Genomic DNA, 16,798 nt, shown 5'->3' with positions numbered 1-16,798 from the left:
CATGCTGGCTTCATCACCAGCCCGATGAAAGGAACACCATGGAAATCCAGACCGGCGAGGAAATAATCCTGGGGAACTTGCCCAAGGGCATCACCCTGGCCAGCGAGGCCTACGGCAACAAGACTTGGAATGTCCTGGGCCACACGTACCTGGCCAAGGTTGAGAGCGCATCAAGCTTTGCGTGGCTGTCCCTGGATCCCACCGGGACGGGTGTCCCGCCCCATGTGCACCCCACCCAGGACGAACACATTTACATCATGGAAGGCGTCTATACGCTCTACCTTGACGGTGAATGGACGACGGCGGGCCCCGGCGACACCGTCCGCATGCCCATGGGCCTCCCCCACGCCTACTACAACAAGGGGGAAACGCCCGGCAAGTCGCTCTTTTGGGTCAGCCCCTCCGGCAGCCTGTCAACGTTGTTTGGCAAGCTCCACAACCTGACCGACCCCGAGGAAGTGGTGCGCATTTCGGCCCTGTACGACGTCAACTTCCTGCCGCCGGGCGCCGTTCCCGGGGCGTAGCCCGCCCGGCGGCGGCAGGGACCATGGTGCCTGCCGCCGCCTTGAGCCACTTCAGCGACCGGCCACGGCAGCATCTTCTCCGGGCCACGAACGCAGGGAGAAACGCATGAGCGTCAAACAACGGGAGCGCTTCACCATCCGGTATGGCACGGGCGGCGGGCAACATGTCCACTGCCTGCCTGCCCTTGGGCGTCCCGGCGCCGCCGCACACGGGACGGTGCTGCTGGTCCACGGCGGATACTGGCGCGCACAATTCGACGCCGGCCTCATGGAACCGCTCGCCGCCGAGTTCCAGCGGCGGGGCTGGCAGGTCGGCAATGTTGAATACCGCCGCCACGGCAACGGCGGCGGGTGGCCGGAAACCATCGAGGACGTCCGGGCCGCGGTCCGCGCCATCACCGGGACTCCATGGTGCCGCGCCGCGCCCGGTCCGGTGGTGGGCGTGGGGCACTCCGTGGGCGGCCAGCTGGCGCTGCTCGCCGCGTCCGGGCTGGACGCCGTGGTCGCCCTGGCACCCGTGACGGATACCGCACGCACCTTCCACGAACGGCTGGGCGAAGACGCCGCTGCGGAGTTCTTTGGCGCAGGCCCGCGGGAACTGCCCGAACAGTATGCGGATTCCTCACCCGTGCGGCAGTTGCCCCTCGGCATTCCCGCGCTGGTGGTCCACGGCGCCAATGACGCGCGCGTGCCCGTCAGCCACTCGCTCGACTACGTGCGGGCCGCGCGCAGCGCGGGTGACCGCATCACCCTCCTGGAGCCCGCCGACCTTGGCCATCTGGCCGCGATCAGCCCCACGGCCGGTCACTGGGACGCCGTACTCACCTGGCTGGGCTCCCTCGCGGATGGGAAGGCACCCAACAAGTCCTGGGCGTGGGCCCGTGCCACCCCGGCAATCAGCCCGTGGACATCCAGGAATGCCTTCTTGGCCAGCGGGGCCTTCCAACCATCAGGCAGGTATTCAAACGGCAGGTTGGGGTCCCGGTAGGGGAAACGGCGCCACACGGTCAAAATCGACACGTACGTCTTGAACGCGTCGGCGCGCTGAAGCGGGTCCAGGCCGCCGGGGCCGGCAGCGGCCAGCAGGCCGGCCCACCGCCGCGGCTCCGCCCCAAAACCGTCGAGGAATTCCTGGTACTGCGCGTCCAGTTCCGCCAGGTCCCACCACCTGGCCACCTTGCCCCTGACGTCCTCCCCGCCGGGAATGGCGGCGTCAAAATATTCCACGTACCCGTCAAGCCCCCGTTCGGCCAGCCGCGCAACTGTCTGCGGAAGCGCGGTGCCGGGTGCTATGCACACGCCCGCCGACACCGTGCCAAAGCCCAGGCTGACGAGTTCCGAGCGCAGCTCGTAGCGGCGGTTGCGCTCGGCTTCGGGGACGGAAAAGACGACCAGTGACCAGGGGTCCCCGGGCCGGGATCGCACGGGGGCAAAGATGCGCTGGTCGTCGGCATGGAAGGCGTCCAACACGGCGTCGGACAATTCGTACCTGGCCACGCGGCCTTCGCGCACGCTGCGCAGCACCCCCTTGTGCTTGAGACGCGACACCGAGGAACGGGCCGCCGGCCCGTCCACGCCCAGGTCCGCCAGCAGGGCAACGAGCCCGGCCACGGGCAGGGAACCGGCGGCGAGGCTGCCGTAGAGCCCGTACAGGGTCACAATCAATTGCTGGTGGAGCAGCCGGGGCCCGGCTGTTGGGGTGGAGGTCACGCAATTCCCGTCGCTTGGAGTTCTCCCCCCATCCTACGGACGGCCGCCATGGCTGCACCCCGCCCGGCCCGGGGTCAGTGCCCCTTGAAGGCCTCCGCCAGCCACCAGGAGCCGGAATCGGAGGCGATTTTTGCGTCAATGACCAGCGGCCGGACCGGCTTCGAGGCCACCCACTCCCGCACCGCGTCCAGGTCCGCGAGGGTGCGCACAGTGATTCCGGTGGCGCCGAACCCGCGGCCGATGGCCGCGAAGTCGGTGTCCGGGAACTGGACGGAGCCCATGTCCGCCTCCGGGGTGTCGATGGCGAAGTGGTGCACTTCGGCGCCATAGGCGGCGTCGTTGTAGACAATGCAGACCAGCGGCATGCCCAGCCGCACCGCCGTGTCCAGCTCGGCGATGGCCATGTAGAAGCCGCCGTCGCCGGTGCCCAGCACCGGGATCCGTCCCGGCTGCGCCAGGCCGGCCCCGATCGCCGTGTACAGGCCCAGCCCGATGGCCTGGAACGCCTGGGTGAAGTAGAAGCCGAATTCGTCCGGCACCGAGAGGAACTGGCTGGGGTAGCCCATGAAGTTGCCCGAGTCCACGCTCACGATGCGTTCGGCCGGCAGGATCCCGTCCAAGGCCTTCGTGAGCCTGCGCGGGTCGATGGACCGCCCGTCGGAGAGATCCTCGAAGTCGACCTGCTGCCAGTGGATTGCTTCCTGGATGCGCGCTTTCACGGCAGCGTTGCGGTAGCCTTCGCGGGCCGGCACCTTGCCGGCGAGCAGTGCCTCCAGGGTGTCGATGGCGCACTGTGCCGAGTCCCCCACAACGCCCAGGTCGATGGGCCGGTTGGCGCCCAGCGCCTGCTCGTCGAGGTCAACCTGGACCACCGTGGTGCCCGCACCAATCAGGTGCCCGTGCCGCATGGTCCACATGTTCAGGGCGCAGCCAAAGCCGACGAACAGGTCCGCGTCCGTGATCAGTTCAGCGGCCAGCGGGGAGGAGAAGCCGCCGGAGATGCCCAGGTTGAAGGGGTCCTGGTTGAACAGGCCCTTGGCCACCGCGTAGGTGGCGACCAGTGCGCCCGCATGGTTGGCCAGGGCAAGGATTTCCTCCCCCGCCCCGCGTCCGCCCCGGCCCGCAATGAACACGGGGCGCCGCGCGCCGGCCAGCAGGCCGGCCAGGGCCCGGACGGAAGCGCGCGAGGGGCGGATCGGTTCGACGGCCGTGACGGCAGCGGCCGCCGCGGCGTGTTCCGCGGGGGCTTCCTGCGCCTGCACGTCCAGCGGCAGGTTCAAGACCACCGTCCGGCGGTCGTTGACCGCCCGGCGGTAGGCGCGGACGGTGTCGGCCACGGCGCTGGCGGCCGAATGCACCCGCTCGGGCACCGCATAGACGGACGCGGCAAAGCCGTCCTGGTCCATGGCGAAGTTCGAGTAGACGGCGCTGGGTGCCGCCTCGGCGGCGAGCACGATCATGGGGGTGCGGGACTTGGCGGCCTCGCCGATGCCGGTGCCGGCGTTGGTGAGGCCGCAGCCCTGGTGGACCGAGACCACGGCGACCTTGCCGCTGGTGCGTGAATAGGCGTCAGCCATGGTCGCTGCGCCGCCCTCGTGCCGGGCCGCGGTAAACGGCACGCCGTGCTCCATGAGCGCATTGGTCACGGCGAAGTTCCCTGACCCCACCACCCCGAAGCAGTGCCCGACCCCGAGTCCGGCCAGCGTCCTGCCGACAAGCTGTGAAACGTTCATGGTTGCTTCCTTGGTTGCTGGGCGGCTGCGGGGTGTAGGCGGGGGCGGATCACTTCTGGACCATGGCCGGCACGCGGGCCGGCGCGCCGGTTCCGCCGACGATCGGCAGCGGGGCCACCACGACCATGACGCCGTGGGTGGGCAGCTTGTCCAGGTTCTTCAGCGAGGTCATGCCGTATTTGTCGGCACCCAGCAGGAAGTGGTGCATGGGGAACGGCGGGTTCAACGCGGCGGCGTTGCCGGCGTCGATTCCCACGGTTTCCACCCCGACGCCGGAGACCCCCGGTTGTCCGGCGATCCACCGGGCACAGTCCGCCGTGAAGCCCGGGGTGTGTGATCCGGAGTCGTCGAGGTTCAGGAAGGCCTGCTTGTCGTGCCCGAACCGGTCCCAGCCGGTGCGGAAGAGCAGCCACGAGTTGGCCGGGAAGGGCCCGTGTTCTTCCTCCCACGCCAGCAGGTGCCCGGTGTCGATGAGGAAGTCCGGGTCCACTGCGGACCCGGCACTGAAATCAAGCACCACGGCCGGGCCCACGAGGCGCGCCGGGTCCAGTTGCGAGACGTCCTTTCCGTCGCGGCCCGAGATCCAGTGGATGGGGGCGTCGAGGTGCGTGCCGATGTGCTCGCCCGTGTGGATGTTGTGGTGCTTCCAGTAGGGGCCCGGCCCGTTGTAGGCGGAGACCTCGGTGAGGCTGAAATCAGCCAGGTTGGCCAACGGCTCCGGCAGCACGGGCGTCGGCGTGTCCGCGGACAGCGGCACTGTCAGGTCATGGATGTCGACGGCACCGGCGGCCGGCGAGGCGAGGACTTCATGGACAGGACGCATTGAATCTCCAGTGTTCGATGGCGGAGGGCGCCTTGGCACCCGTCCGGGACATTGTTTGTTGAATTTTGGTGACGGCGGTCACGGCCAACCTGTTGCTGGACAAGGTACCGGCAATGCGGCCGGCCGCCGGGAGGGCCCCGTCAGACAATGTCGTAGACAGGCACCCGCGACTGGTGGTGCACCACACGCCGGGGAATGAGTGCCACGGCAGCCGCTGCGGCCACCGCAATGGCGGCAAAAGTGGCAAAGTTCCATTCAAGGGGCAGCGCCGCACTGCCGATCCACCCGCCGATCAGCGGCCCTGAGATGGCGCCAATCCGGGCGAAGCCCAGGGCCCACCCGGTGGCCGTGGCCCGGACGCCGGCGGGATGGTGATCGGCAATGTAGCCGGTGAGAATCAGCGACGTGGAGATCGATCCAACGCCGGCAAAGGCTACGAAGAGCAGGTTCACGGCCATGTTGTTGGGGAACATCAGCAGCAGGATGCCCAGGCCGCACAACACATAGAAAACCATCAAAACCAGCTTCTGGCCATACTTGTCTGCGGCCCGGCCCAGCAGGAGTCCGCCGATGGCGGAGGCAAGGCTGAACACCACCAGGAACACCAGGGAGGACCCGAGGTCGTAGCCGGCCGCCTTCATGATGGACGGCAGCCACGTGTTCAGCCCATACACCAACACCATTCCGCGGAACAGGGAAATCCAGAAAAAGACGGTGGACCGAAGGTACTTCCTGCTGAACATGGTGAAAGTGGCCGCCCGCCACGGTTCCGCGGCGACGTCGGCCGGCGTCGGTTCCGGCCCGCCCGGTCGCCGAGCGTCCCAATGAGCATGGCACCGGCCAACATGCCCGCCAGCCCGTAGGCGCCCAGGGCGCCGAGGGCGAGCGGTGACAGGCCCCAGGCCTTGTACTGTGCCAGGGCGGGCAGCACGGCGCCAAGCACGCCCACGTCGCAGCCTTCCGAGAGGAAGGCGAGCCAACAACAAAATAAGAGAATTCCGGTGGTCCCACGTGGCACGTTCCAGTCGTTCAGCGGCGCAGGGGTCATTGGTCACGCCATTTCACAGGGGCGTACATTCACTGGGGCGGTGCAGCCGGCCGGCGGCCCGGCATCGGTACGGAACGGGGCGGCACGTTTCCGTGCCGCCCCGTTCCGTTGTTTTTCGGGTTGTTGCGGTTATGCCATGGCGGGTTCGGTTGCGGGCGTGGCTGCCTGGGCCGGGGTCCAGCGCAGGTGTTCTGGCGCGCCGTCGGCGCCAGCCTCGGTGAGCAGGGACAGGCGCGGGCGCACGGCGTCCGTGCGGGCGCTCGGGGGCTTGCGGCGCCCGGCCCGGAATTGCGGGATCCACCCGGCCCCGTCGCCGCGGTAGCCCTGTTCGGCGGCGGCGTGCAGCGTCCATTGGGGGTCGTAGAGGTGCGTGCGGCCCATGGCGACCAGGTCGCAGCGCCCGGCCAGCAGGATGGAGTTGACGTCGTCGTAGCTGGAGATGGCGCCCACGGCGATGACTGCCACGCCGGCGGGGGCGGCGACTTCCTGGCGGATGCGGTCCGCGAAGGGTGTCTGGTAGCTGCGTCCGTAGGCGGGCTTTTCCTCGGCGGCGACCTGGCCGGTGGACACGTCGATGCCGTCCGCGCCGTGGGCCACGAAGGCGCGGGCGATCTCGACGGCGTCGTCGGCGGTGTTGCCGCCGTCGATCCAGTCGGTGGCGGAGATGCGCACGGTCAGCGGCTTGCCGGCGGGCCAGGCGGCGCGCACGGCGTCGAAGACTTCCAGGGGGAAGCTGAGCCGTTGTGCCAGCGTGCCGCCGTATCCGTCGGTGCGCGTGTTGGATACCGGTGAGAGGAAGGAGGAGAGCAGGTAGCCGTGGGCGGCGTGGATTTCCAGCAGGTCGAATCCGGCTTCCCCGGCGCGGCGTGCCGCGGCGGTGAAGTCGGCTACGACCTTGTCCATGCCGGCCCGGTCCAGTTCCACGGGGACCTGGCTGCCGGGGCCGTAGGGCAGCGCCGAGGCGCCGGCCACGGGCCAGTTGCCGTTCGCCAGGGGCTGGTCGATGCCTTCCCACATGAGGCGGGTGGAGCCCTTGCGCCCGGAGTGGCCGAGTTGGGCGCCGATCTTCGCCGTCGAGTTTCCGTGGACAAAGTCCACGATGCCTTTCCAGCTCTCGCGCTGCCCGTCCGTGTACAGGCCGGTGCAGCCCGGGGTGATGCGGCCCTCGGGTGAGACGCACACCATTTCGGTCATGACCAGCCCGGCCCCGCCGAGTGCCTTGGATCCGAGGTGGACCAGGTGGAAGTTGCCGGGGACGCCGTCCACGGCGGAGTACATGTCCATGGGGGAGACGACGATGCGGTTCTTCAGTTCCAGCCCGCCGATCCGGAAGGGCTGGAACATGGCGGGAACGACGTCGGTGCGGCCCTGGGCGGCGGCAAAGCCGGCCTCGACGCGCCCGGCGAACCGGGGGTCGCGCAGGCGCAGGTTTTCCTGGGTGATCCGGCGGCTGCGGGTGAGCAGGTTGAAGGCAAACCGGGTGGCGTCCTGGTCCTTGTACTGGGAGATCTGCTCGAACCATTCCAGCGACGCCTGGGCCGCGCGCTGGGTGGATTCGACGACGGGGCGGCGTTCGGTCTCGTACGCCGACAGGGCGGCTTCCAGTCCGGGGTGTTCGTGCAGGCAGGCGGCCAGGGCCAGGGCGTCCTCCATGGCCAGCTTGGTGCCGGAGCCGATGGAGAAGTGGGCGGTGTGCGCGGAGTCGCCGAGCAGGACGACGTTGCCGTGCCGCCAGGTGCCGTTGCGGACCGTGGTGAAGTTCAGCCACTTGGAGTTGTTGACCAGCACCTCGTGGCCGGCGAGTTCCTCGGCGAAGATGCTGCGGATCTTCGCGACGGCCTTTTCATCCGAGGCGCCGGGCGGGAACACCTCCCCGGCGGTCTCGTCGAACCCGGCGGCACGCCAGACGTCCTCGCCCATTTCCACGATGAACGTGGAGCCCTGGTCGGAGTACGGGTAGCCGTGGATTTGCATGGTGCCCCACTGCGTGTCCTTGACGAAGAACTTGAACGCCTCGAAGACCTGGTCCGTGCCCAGCCACATGAACTTGTTCGCGCGCGGGTCCAGGGACGGTTTGAAGGTGTCGGCGTAGGTGGCACGGATCTGGGAGTTGATGCCGTCCGAGGCCAGGACCAGGTCGTAGTGTGCCTCCAGTTCCGCCACCGGCGGTGCCACCGTGGAGAACCGCAGGTCCACGCCGAGTTCGGCGCAGCGGTGCTGGAGCAGTTCGAGCAGTTCCTTCCGGCTCATGGCGGCGAAGCCCTGGCCGCCGACGGTGACCGTCTCGCCGCGGAAGTGGATGTCGATGTCGGACCAGCGGGCGAAGCGGCGGGACATGTAGTCGGCGATGACGGGGTCCGCGTTGCCGATCCCGCCCAGGGTCTCATCGGAAAAGACGACGCCGAAGCCGAACGTGTCGCTGGCGGCGTTGCGTTCCCACAGGGTGACCTGGTGGGCGGGGTCGAGCTGCTTCATGAGGGCTGCGAAGTACAGGCCGCCGGGGCCGCCTCCGACGATGGCGATTTTCATGGTGGTCTCCTTAAGCGTTGGACGGCAGGGTGGCCGCGGGGTGTCGGGATTCGTCCCGGAGGCGGTCGCGGAGCTTGAAGTGCTGCAGCTTTCCGCTGGGGTTGCGCGGCAGTTCCGCCACGAACTGGACGTCGCGCGGGTATTTGTAGGGGGCGATTGTCTGCTTGACGAAGTCCTGGATTTCCTTGCGCTTGGCGGCGTCGCCAGGAACGCCTTCGCGCAGGACGACGAAGGCGCAGACAACCGAGCCGCGTTCCGGGTCGGGGCGGGCCACGACGGCGTTTTCCATCACGTCGGGGTGCTGGTCGATGGCCGCCTCGACCTCGGGGGCGCCGATGTTGTAGCCGGAGGAGACAATCATGTTGTCCGAGCGGGCCTGGTAGCGGAAGTAGCCCTCGTCGTCGCGCAGGAACGTGTCGCCCGTGACGTTCCAGCCGTTGCACACGTAGTTCGCCTGGCGCGGATCGTCCAGGTAGCGGCACCCGGTGGGGCCGATCACGGCCAGCCGGCCGACCTCGTTGGGGCCCAGTTCGTTGCCTTCGAAGTCAAGGATCGTGGCACGGTAGCCGGGCACCGCGACGCCGGTGGCACCCGGGCGGATGTCCTCGCCGGCGGCGGAGATGAACACGTGGAGCATTTCGGTGGAGCCGATCCCGTCCACGAGCCGGAGCCCGGTGGCCGTATATACCGCGTCCCAGGTCTCCTTGGGCAGGTGTTCGCCGGCGGACACGGCCACGCGCAGGCGGCTCAGCAGCTCGCTGCGGCCCGCCTTCAGGATGGCCCGGTAGGCGGTGGGCGCGGTAAAAAAGATGCTTGCCCCGGCCGCGGCGGCCGCTTCGGCCAGTTCCACGGGCGCGGCGCGTTCGGTCAGCAGGGCCGAGGCGCCGAACCGCAGCGGGAAGACGACCAGCCCGCCGAGCCCGAACGTGAACGCCAGGGGCGGGGAACCGGCAAAGACGTCCTCGGGCGTGGGCCGCAGGAGGTGCCGGGCAAAGGTGTCCGCGTTGGCCAGGATGTCCCGGTGGAAGTGCATCGTGACCTTGGGGACCCCGGTGGTGCCCGACGTCGGGCCCAGCAGGGCAACGTCGTCGGCGGCGGTGTCCACATTGGTGAACTCCCCGCTCTTGGCCGCACACCGTGCCACCAGGTCCGCCTCGCCACCGCCGCCATAGGCCAGGACAGTGGTGGTCCCGGCCGCGGCGAGCAGCCCGTCCATGAACCGGTGGTCCGACAGCGCCACGACGGGGCGGGTCAGCCCGATCATGGCAGCGACCTCCCCGGCGCGCAGCATGGGCATCGTGGTGACGACGACGGCACCGGCCTTGAGCACGCCGAGCCAGCACGCGACGAGCCAGGGGTTGTTGGGGCCGCGCAGCATGACCCGGTTGCCCGGCACCACCCCGAGGTCCTCGGTGAGCACCTGGGCCACCTGGTTGGCCCGGCGGAGCAGCTCCCCGTAGCTCCAGGTGCCGCCGTCGGGCGTGCGCAGCGCGGTGCGGCCCCGGCCAAACGCCGCGGCCGTGTCGTCAATGAGCGCGGTGGCCGCGTTGAGCCGTTCCGGGTACTGCACCTCCGGAATGGTGAACTCCAGGACGGGCCAGCTGTCACGGGGCGGGAGGTGGTCGCGGGTGAAGGTGTCCACGTGGGCCGATGGTGCCGTCATGGCCTGTCCTTTCGCTGGTGCTTCGACGGGTGCTTCAAGATCGACGGGTGCTCCAAGGTGTGTGGTGCTCATGGCCGGTCCACACTGCGGATCATGCCCTCTTGCGCGACGGTGGCCAGCAGCCTGCCTTCGCGGTCGTAAAACCGGCCCAGGGCCAGGCCCCGGTTCGACTGCCCGGACACCGCTTCCTGGGCGTAGAGGATCCAACCGTCCGCCCGGCCCTCGCGGTGGAACCACATGGAGTGGTCCAGGCTCGCGGTCGCCAGGCCCGGCGTGGACCAGTTCAGCGAGCGGACGCGCAGCAGCGGCTCCAGGATCGTGTAGTCGCACACGTACGCCAGCGCCGTCCGCTGCAGGTCCGGGTCATCGGGCAGGGCGCCAAAGGCGCGCACCCACACGCACTGGTGCGCCGCCACCCCGCCGTCCACCTCCAGGTACACCGGGCCGGGCACATGGCGCATGTCAAAGCTGCGCCCGCCCGACCAGTACTCCGCGGCAGGGCCCTCAACACCCTTGAGCACCTCGGCGGCGCTGCGCAGGGTTGCCGGGTCGACGGCGGCCGGCGCGTCCCCCTGGAAGTCCGGCCCCTGTTCGGGGACCTGGAACGAGCCCATGGCGGTGAAGACGACCTTGCCGTTTTGATGGCCGCGCACGCTGCGGGTGGAATAGCCGCGGCCGTCGCGCAGGTGCTCGACCTCGTAGCGGACCACCGAACCGACGTCGACCGGGCGCAGGAAGTAGCTGTGCATGGAATGCATGCTCCGGTCCGCACCCACCGAGCGCATCATGGCCGCCGCGGATTGGGCCACCATGTCCCCGCCATAGGCCTTGGGCCAGGGCACGTACTGGGTGGTGGCCTCGAATGCCTCGTCGCCGTGTTCGGGGGCCACGGCAGAAAGTTCCACCGCGTTCAGGAAGGTCTGCGCGGAAAGCGTCTGGATGTCCATGGTCCTCAAGCCCTCCGGTAGTCGGCGAGGGATTCGTCGGGGACGTCCTCGAGGTTGACCACAATGTTCTCAGGCGTGCGGGCGGTCAGCCAGACCAGTTCCTCCGTGGTGGACATGTTCGCCTCCACATGCGGCATGAACGGCGGCACGAACACCCAGTCGCCCGTCAACAGGTCTTGGAACTGCGAGTAGTTTTCCCCGTAGTAGATGCGGCCGTGGCCGCGCAGCACGTAGCCGCCTGTCTCCGCCTCCCCGTGGTGGTGGGGCAGCGAACGGTATCCGGGGGTGTTGGAGACCTGGCCGAACCAGATCTTCGTGGCCGGGGTGTGCTGGATGCTGACGCCGGAAACCCGGACGCAGTCCCCCGACTGCGCCGTGTTCGTGTCCTCCTCCCCGGCCCGGGTCACGACGGGCACCACTGCACCGTCGGGCCCGGCATACACGGAATTGTCGCCTTCGGTGCGGTATTCCTCAATGTCGGTGGTCATGCTGCGGACTCCTTCGTCACGAGTTGTTGATGCAGGTCTTGGTCTTGGGGGTGGATGCGGAGCACGTTTTCCAGCACGCCGATCCCGTCGATTTCCGTGCGCAGCACGTCGCCGTCGGCCAGGAAACGCGGCGGCACCATCCCCATCCCGACGCCGCCGGGCGTGCCCGTGAGCACCAGGTCCCCGGCACGCAGGGTGGTGAACCGGGAAATGTAGGAGAGCAGCCGGGCCGGCCCGAACACCAGGGTCGAGGTGTCTCCGGCCTGGACAGGCTCCCCGTTCACAAAGCCGCGGACCGTGAAGCCCGCGCCGGCCGGAAACTCATCGGCCGTCACCAGCACCGGGCCCACGGGCGTCGCGGCATCAAAGGCCTTGCCCTGGAACCACTGCAGCGTCCGGTTTTGCCAATCACGCATGGAGACGTCATTGGCCACCGTGTACCCGGCAATGGCGGCCGCCGCCTCCGCTTCGTCCGCCCGGTGCAGCGTGGCCCCGACGACGACGGCGAGCTCGGCCTCCCAGTCAACCTTGGCGCTGCCGGCAACCTCCAGCACATCCCTGGCACCGGCCAGCGAATCGGCAAACTTCACAAACAAGGTGGGGAACTCCGGCCGGTCCCGGCCCATCTCGGCAATGTGGTCCCCATAGTTCAGGCCGCAGCAAATGACCTTCGCCGCCCGCGGGAGCAGCGGCGCCAGGTCCGCCTCGCGCTCCGGGACCGTGGCGCCTGCCGCGGCAGTGTCCACGGCGGCCGCAACCGTGCCGCGCCAGTCCGGGCCGGCCAACAGTCCGCCCACGTCCCCGGCCGGCAACGGCAGGAACCCGACACCGGGAAGGAGGAGCGCCGCCGTCGTGCCGTAACGGGTGCGCAGGGTGGCAAGTTTCACGGGTCTTTTCCCTCTCACATTGGTGATCACTGATTATGTATCGACTTATTTACGATCGTCACATATGCTCAACGTAGCACGATCGTCACGATCTGAACATGGATTTTTCAAAATCGCCCCAGGGGCGCCGCAAGGAGGCTGGACATGAACAACACAACAGCGACGGGCAACACCACCATCAACCCGGAATCGCTGCCCAAGCCACGCGGCTACGCCCACGGCGTGCTCGCCGGAAACACGGTATACCTGGGCGGGCAGACGGCCCTGGACAAGGACATGAACATCGTGCCCGGCGGCATCGTGGCACAGTTCAGGCAGGCGTTCTCCAACGTGCTGGCAACCCTCACAGAAGCCGGCGGGCAGCCCGAGGACCTCGTCAGCGTCACGATCTATCTCACCGATGTGGACGACTACATGGCCAACGGCAAGGAAATCGGGCAGCTCTGGCGCGAGATGGCCGGCTCCAAATACCCCGCCATGGCAGGCATCGGGATCAGCCGGCTTTGGCAAAAGGAGGCCCTCATCGAAATCCAGGGCGTCGCGGTGATCCAGGAGCGCTGATTTCCGCAGGCGCACTGGTTTCCGCGGGCGCGCCCCGGGTGCAGGCGGGGCCGGGGGGCACTGTGCCCGCGCGCCCCGACTGCGTGTTTTCCGGTTTTGAAGTGCCCCGGTCAGCGGCCGGCGGCGTCGATGATGCTGTGGGCGTGGGCTGCCGCCAGCCGGGAAATGAGGCGGTGCACGGTCGAGAACGCCGCCCTGGCCTGGGGGCCTTTCCAGCCGTCCGGCAGAAACTCCAGCGGCAGGCTCGGGTCCCGGTAGGGAAAGCGCCGCCACGCGGTCAGCATGGGGATGTAGTAGCGGAACGCATCGGCGCGCAGTTCCGGCGTCGACCGGGCCAGTGCCTGGTCCGGGTCGTCACCGAGCAGGCCGAGCCACTGTTCGGCGGCATCGTGGTAAAAGTCAAGGAACTCGCCAAGCTGTTCGTCCAGGGCAGCCAGGTCCCACCATTGGGCCACCTTGGTGCGCATGTCGCCTTCGGCCAGGTAGTCGCCGCGGAAGAACTCAACAAACTGGCCCAGCCCGCGCTTTTCCAGCCTGCGCCTGGTCTCGCCGAGCACGCCCGCCGGTGCAATCCACACGCCCGAGGCGACGGAACCGAACCCCAGCCAGGAGAGCTCGGAGCGCAGCTGGTGGCGCTTGTTGCGCACCGCTTCCGGCACGGAAAAGATGGCCAGGACCCACGCGTCCCCGGCCACGGACCGGGTGGGCGAGAATATGCGCGCGTCGCCTTCCTTGAACACCTCCAGGACACTTTCCGACAAGGCATACTTGGCCACCTTGTCCGTCCTGACACTTTTGAGCACGTCCTTGGCCTTGAGCCGGGACACGGAGGACCGCACACCGGGCGCGTCGTAGCCGAGGTCACCGAGCAGCGCAACAAGTGCCGAGACCGGCATCGCGGCGTCCGGCCCCCGGCTGTAGAGCCCGAAGATCGTGACAATCAGCTGCTGGTGGCGCACCGGAGGCGCGGGAAATTCCAGCCTGGCCCGGGTGCCTGTTTCCGTCACGGCTTTCCACCCCGGCATCGCACGGCGGCACGGCAGTTCACGGCGGCACGGCATCGCACGGCGGCCCGGCCACGTCCCGGGCTGGCCTCCCTCACGGGACGGCCGGCCCGATGGCCGCCAGGATGCCGGCCGGCCAGGGGGAGGCGGCCTGGGCACCCGGGGCGACGTGGGCCGTGGTGAACGTGCCGTGGGCCGCCAGGCCTCCCCCGGCCGCCCCCTTATGGGCCATGCCCTCGACTTCGAAGGCGAAGGTCATGGACGTGCGGCCGATGGCTTCAACGGCAACGGTGGCCCGGATCCGCTGGCCAAACCACAATTTCGCACGGTAGTTGACAACCTGCTGGACACGGGGTGCACAGGCGAAGTAGTCCGGGAGGTGCAGCGTCCTGAACAGTTCCGCCTCGGCCGCTTCCACCCAGCGCAGGACGGCGGAGTTGTGCTGGTGGCCGGAGGCGTCGGTGTCCACCCATTCCACCGTCCGCTCAACGCAGGCCCGCGGCCCGCAGGCCTGATCCAAGGTGTGCACTGGGGTCCTTTCGATGACGGAACATGTCCGCGGGGGCAGCACCGGTGTGGTGCGGCCCAGCCCGAGTCTATCGGCCTTTTGGCCAATGACATATCAAATTCGTTACGGTGATCATTAAGTCTCCATGTCTTGCGTGCCGGTCAGGCCTGCGGGGTGCGGGCGCCCCCGGTGCCGGTGCGCCGCACCCCCAGCCGTCCACCCAAGTCAGTCGGCGATCACCAGGTACTTCCAGCTTCCGGCCAGCGCAACCCTGGCACCCCAGCGTCCCGTATAGACGGGGTAGTAGTAACGGGTTCCGGTCGCGGCGTATCGGGCGATCAGGCCCCGGCTGCCCGGACTGGCAAATCCGGGGACCGGGCTCAGGATGTCATAGCCCTGCCACCCGGATCCGATCACCTTGCGCGGTTCACTGATGATCCCGCCGGAGCCGTTGCCGCGGTAAAGCAGCATGGCACCGGTGCTGGTCCGGACCAACAGGTCAGCGCGGCCGTCAGCGTCAAAGTCCAGCTGCGTGATTTTCAGGCCGTTCCAGCCCGTGCCGATCCGCACTGCCGTGTCAACGGTTGTCCCGCGGCGGTTGGCCCAGTAATACAGCCCTCCGGCGCTGTTGGTCCCGACCAGCCACGGGTAGGGCGCCGACGTTGTCCACTTGCCGACGGTGAGGGTGATGCCCTGCCAGCCCTGGGTCGCGATCACCGGACCGTATCCCAGGCCACCGCCTGACCCCAGGTACACGCTGACCCGCCCGCTGCTCCATTGGACCAGCAGGTCCAGGACGCCGTCGCTGTTCCAGTCGGTGACGTGCATGTCGCGGATGCTGTAAAAGCCGTGGCCGATCTGGCGCGCGGCGCCGGACTTCATGGCCCCGGTGGCCGGGACGTCATAGAGCCGCCCGGAGGAATCGGCATACACGGTGTCGCCCGGCGAGGTGATGGCGTGCGCCGGTGGCGGTGTCGGGGTCGGGGTCGGAGCGGGCGTAGGTGTGGGGGCTGTTTGGGTCGCGGCGTCGGCGAATGCCGACACCCCCGAGGGCGTCCCCAGCCCGGTTGGGCCGTCATAGCCGGCGGTGCCGGAGCAGAGGTAGGACGGGGTGCAAATGCCGTTGGCGCCCGTCGTCACGTCGTTGAGCTGGGCGGGGTGCAAATACGGGAACTGTGCCGGATAGGAGCCTGATCCGGGGGTCCCGGCCATGGCATAGACAGCGGCGATGATGGGCGCGGAGGCGCTGGTGCCGCCCACCACCATCCAGCCGCCGGAGGAGTAGTAGACGGCCATGCCGGTGGCCGGGTCCGCCACGGCCGACACATCACTGGTGGTCCGGGTGGTGCAGCCCGTGTCCGGCTGCCAGGCGGGCTTCGCCGATGCGTAGGAGCAGCCGCTGCCGGTGCCGGACCATGCGCTCTCCGACCAGCCGCGCGTGCTGCCGTCACGGACCAGGCTCGTGCCGCCCACGGCCGTGACGTAGCTGGACGCGGCCGGATAGTCCGCACCGTAGCCGTTGTCGCCGGCGCTGGCGGTGACGGCCACCCCCGGGTGGTTGTAGTACGGGTCATAGGAGGAGTCGAGGCTGCCGGAGGGTGTGCCGTAGCTGTTCGAGACGGCCACGGCACCCTTGGCAACGGCCGTGTCCACTGCGGCTCCCAGGTCGGAGACCGCGGTGGTGTCGGACTCGACCAGCAGGATTTTGCACAGCGGGCAGGCAGCCGAAACCATGTCGAGGTCAAGGCTGGTTTCGGTGCCCCACCCGGTGTCGGGGCCAGGGTAGGCGCTGCCGCCGCGCTGGTCCACCTTGGTGAAGCACCCGCTGGCCGAGGAGCAGGGCGGCAATCCGTACTTGGCCCGGTAGGTGGCCAGGTCCGCCTCCGCGGTGGGGTCGTCATAGGCGTCGACCACCGCCACCGTCATGCCCGTTCCGGCGGTGGCCGACGGCAGCTTGTAGGCCGCCTGCAGGTCTGTGGGCGCGTATCCGGCGGGCACCGTGGCGGCGGAGGCCAGGGGGCCGCCCACGTCGAGGTCCTTGACGGAGTTGCAGCTGGCATGGCGCAGGGTGGCGGGTGCACATACCGGCCGGTGCCTGTGCCCGGCCAGGGCTGCCTTGACGTTGCGGTTGATGTCCGGGTGGACGGCCACGGACGCGGCCGCGGGGGGAGGCGGCGGGGAAGGCGTCTCGGCATGGGCCGTTCCGCCCAGGCAGATTGACAGAAGGACGCCGACGGCGGCGGCACCGGTCTTGTAAGCGAGCCTCCCGAATCTGCCTGGCTTCGTCACGTGCGGTCCTTTCACGGGTTCTGCAGCGCCGGATGTCGCCGGGCCGGGGCCGGCTTCACCGCGTGGGCCATGGGGCCATGGCTG

14 protein-coding genes and 1 pseudogene are annotated in these 16,798 nt (G+C 68.8%); 3 read left to right on the top strand and 12 right to left on the bottom strand.

Annotated elements, in window-relative coordinates:
• Positions 1–38: 38 nt before the first annotated feature.
• The gene (locus tag MMF96_RS16255; protein WP_176618187.1) at positions 39–524 is read left to right on the top strand and encodes a cupin domain-containing protein; all 486 of its coding nucleotides are present in this window, start codon (positions 39–41) and stop codon (positions 522–524) included.
• A 106-nt stretch (positions 525–630) separates the two neighbouring features.
• A pseudogene (locus MMF96_RS16250) lies at positions 631–1,272 on the top strand (alpha/beta hydrolase family protein); the annotation flags it as partial.
• A gap of 56 nt (positions 1,273–1,328) precedes the next feature.
• Here MMF96_RS16250 and MMF96_RS16245 read toward each other — a convergent pair.
• The 9 genes from MMF96_RS16245 to MMF96_RS16205 form a co-directional block, all read right to left on the bottom strand.
• Positions 1,329–2,234: a PaaX family transcriptional regulator C-terminal domain-containing protein gene (locus MMF96_RS16245; protein WP_176618188.1), complete on the bottom strand. Its 906-nt coding sequence runs from the start codon at positions 2,232–2,234 to the stop codon at positions 1,329–1,331.
• A gap of 74 nt (positions 2,235–2,308) precedes the next feature.
• Complete coding sequence (locus MMF96_RS16240; RefSeq protein WP_176618189.1) at positions 2,309–3,967, bottom strand: thiamine pyrophosphate-binding protein; 1,659 nt, start codon at positions 3,965–3,967, stop codon at positions 2,309–2,311.
• A gap of 49 nt (positions 3,968–4,016) precedes the next feature.
• Positions 4,017–4,790, bottom strand: coding sequence for a cyclase family protein (locus MMF96_RS16235; RefSeq protein ID WP_256884157.1), 774 nt, complete (start codon positions 4,788–4,790; stop codon positions 4,017–4,019).
• Positions 4,791–4,930: 140 nt separating this feature from the next.
• On the bottom strand, positions 4,931–5,533 hold the full coding sequence (locus MMF96_RS16230; RefSeq protein WP_256128062.1) for an MFS transporter: 603 nt from the start codon (positions 5,531–5,533) through the stop codon (positions 4,931–4,933).
• A gap of 434 nt (positions 5,534–5,967) precedes the next feature.
• The gene (locus MMF96_RS16225) at positions 5,968–8,367 is read right to left on the bottom strand and encodes a bifunctional salicylyl-CoA 5-hydroxylase/oxidoreductase (protein ID WP_256884156.1); all 2,400 of its coding nucleotides are present in this window, start codon (positions 8,365–8,367) and stop codon (positions 5,968–5,970) included.
• 10 nt (positions 8,368–8,377) lie between these two features.
• Positions 8,378–10,030: an AMP-binding protein gene (locus tag MMF96_RS16220; RefSeq protein WP_256884155.1), complete on the bottom strand. Its 1,653-nt coding sequence runs from the start codon at positions 10,028–10,030 to the stop codon at positions 8,378–8,380.
• A 68-nt stretch (positions 10,031–10,098) separates the two neighbouring features.
• A complete protein-coding gene (locus MMF96_RS16215; RefSeq protein ID WP_256884154.1) occupies positions 10,099–10,977 on the bottom strand; it encodes an acyl-CoA thioesterase II in 879 nt (292 codons plus the stop codon).
• A gap of 5 nt (positions 10,978–10,982) precedes the next feature.
• Positions 10,983–11,465 carry a cupin domain-containing protein gene (locus MMF96_RS16210; protein ID WP_176618194.1) on the bottom strand — a complete coding sequence of 161 codons (483 nt, stop codon included), beginning with the start codon at positions 11,463–11,465 and terminating at the stop codon, positions 10,983–10,985.
• Entirely contained in the window at positions 11,462–12,352 is an 891-nt protein-coding gene (locus MMF96_RS16205) for a fumarylacetoacetate hydrolase family protein (protein WP_176618195.1), read from the bottom strand. Before MMF96_RS16205 ends, MMF96_RS16210 begins: the two co-directional genes overlap by 4 nt.
• A gap of 144 nt (positions 12,353–12,496) precedes the next feature.
• Here MMF96_RS16205 and MMF96_RS16200 point away from each other — a divergent pair, with 144 nt between their 5' ends.
• Complete coding sequence (locus tag MMF96_RS16200; RefSeq protein ID WP_176618196.1) at positions 12,497–12,913, top strand: RidA family protein; 417 nt, start codon at positions 12,497–12,499, stop codon at positions 12,911–12,913.
• A gap of 110 nt (positions 12,914–13,023) precedes the next feature.
• On the opposite strand, the gene MMF96_RS16195 is transcribed toward MMF96_RS16200, so the two are convergent.
• The 3 genes from MMF96_RS16195 to MMF96_RS16185 all read right to left on the bottom strand — a co-directional run bounded on the left by MMF96_RS16195 (position 13,024) and on the right by MMF96_RS16185 (position 16,714).
• Positions 13,024–13,920 carry a PaaX family transcriptional regulator C-terminal domain-containing protein gene (locus MMF96_RS16195; protein ID WP_256884153.1) on the bottom strand — a complete coding sequence of 299 codons (897 nt, stop codon included), beginning with the start codon at positions 13,918–13,920 and terminating at the stop codon, positions 13,024–13,026.
• Positions 13,921–14,011: 91 nt separating this feature from the next.
• Complete coding sequence (locus MMF96_RS16190) at positions 14,012–14,446, bottom strand: acyl-CoA thioesterase (RefSeq protein WP_256884152.1); 435 nt, start codon at positions 14,444–14,446, stop codon at positions 14,012–14,014.
• Positions 14,447–14,650: 204 nt separating this feature from the next.
• Positions 14,651–16,714 carry a hypothetical protein gene (locus MMF96_RS16185; protein WP_256884151.1) on the bottom strand — a complete coding sequence of 688 codons (2,064 nt, stop codon included), beginning with the start codon at positions 16,712–16,714 and terminating at the stop codon, positions 14,651–14,653.
• Between the last annotated feature and the right edge of the window lie 84 nt (positions 16,715–16,798).

Source organism: Arthrobacter sp. STN4 (genome assembly GCF_024539665.1).
Classification (GTDB): Bacteria; Actinomycetota; Actinomycetes; order Actinomycetales; family Micrococcaceae; genus Specibacter.
The sequence above is the reverse complement of the archived record's forward strand: the minus strand, read 5'-3'. Positions and strand labels throughout refer to the sequence as shown.

Coding starts and splice junctions, on each gene's coding strand:
- MMF96_RS16230 (WP_256128062.1), bottom strand. CDS start 5,533: ATGTTCAGCAGGAAGTACCTTCGGTCCACCGTCTTTTTCTGGATTTCC.
- MMF96_RS16255 (WP_176618187.1), top strand. CDS start 39: ATGGAAATCCAGACCGGCGAGGAAATAATCCTGGGGAACTTGCCCAAG.
- MMF96_RS16200 (WP_176618196.1), top strand. CDS start 12,497: ATGAACAACACAACAGCGACGGGCAACACCACCATCAACCCGGAATCG.
- MMF96_RS16220 (WP_256884155.1), bottom strand. CDS start 10,030: ATGACGGCACCATCGGCCCACGTGGACACCTTCACCCGCGACCACCTC.
- MMF96_RS16235 (WP_256884157.1), bottom strand. CDS start 4,790: ATGCGTCCTGTCCATGAAGTCCTCGCCTCGCCGGCCGCCGGTGCCGTC.
- MMF96_RS16215 (WP_256884154.1), bottom strand. CDS start 10,977: ATGGACATCCAGACGCTTTCCGCGCAGACCTTCCTGAACGCGGTGGAA.
- MMF96_RS16240 (WP_176618189.1), bottom strand. CDS start 3,967: ATGAACGTTTCACAGCTTGTCGGCAGGACGCTGGCCGGACTCGGGGTC.
- MMF96_RS16225 (WP_256884156.1), bottom strand. CDS start 8,367: ATGAAAATCGCCATCGTCGGAGGCGGCCCCGGCGGCCTGTACTTCGCA.
- MMF96_RS16210 (WP_176618194.1), bottom strand. CDS start 11,465: ATGACCACCGACATTGAGGAATACCGCACCGAAGGCGACAATTCCGTG.